General features: G+C 40.2%; 1 pseudogene. It reads right to left on the minus strand.

Annotation, left to right across the window (positions count from 1 at the left end):
• Nucleotides 1-702 precede the first annotated feature (702 nt).
• Nucleotides 703-818, minus strand: a pseudogene (locus K7397_RS21790) (IS630 family transposase); the annotation flags it as partial.

Below are 818 nucleotides of genomic sequence, written 5' to 3' on the forward strand. Positions count from 1 at the left end.
GCTCGGACTAAAGACGCTCTTGTGATCTGCATGCACATGAATGACGAACATCGGAAAGCCGTATGAGGGAAAACCTCACGTACGGTTTGATGAGGAGGGGCAGAACTTTCTGCCCTTTACTCTAGCCTTGTTTTTGGGTGTGAGTGCTGGCTGGGGGGTTGGGGGCTAGCCCCCAGGAACTTAACGTAACTGAATACTGCAAAAGAGAACTGCATGGATCGATAGGACTGGGTGGTTCGGCTGGTACAATTGCTAGTCCAAGTCGAGCAACCTAATCCTTGTTTTTGGTCTGTTCGGCTTGGCGAAAGCTGAAAACCAGCCGAATTTCGGAATGCAATGAAAGAAAGGTGGAGATTTTTTGAGTGGGTTTCTCAAAAAATACTACCTGAACATTGTATGGAGAAAAACCCTACTAGGAGATATAGAAAGAGAAATGTAACATAGTTTGTGATACATAAATGTAACATATCTTGTGATACATATTTGTTACAAGATGTAACAAATAATTCTTTACATGCCTATTTATTTGTTATACGATGTAACAAAGTTGCTACATAAATGTATCATAGCTTGTGATACATAGGAGGGAATAAAAAAATGGTATCAGGGGTGTTGCAATTGGATAATGAAGAAGAAAAAAAAAGTTACAGTTGAATTAACAAGCGAAGAATTGAACAAAATTCAAAAGTTACTAGTACCCCATCAATCCTTAAATTGTGGGTAAAGGCGTTTTAATTTGATCCTTGCTTCATCGGTAGTAAACTGCCAGTCCACGCCTTTTTGGTTTTGGTTTCGGGCACACTCCCATGCCGATAATT

It is taken from the genome of Paenibacillus caui, from assembly GCF_019904135.1.
GTDB classification, from domain to species: Bacteria; Bacillota; Bacilli; order Paenibacillales; family Paenibacillaceae; genus Fontibacillus; species Fontibacillus caui.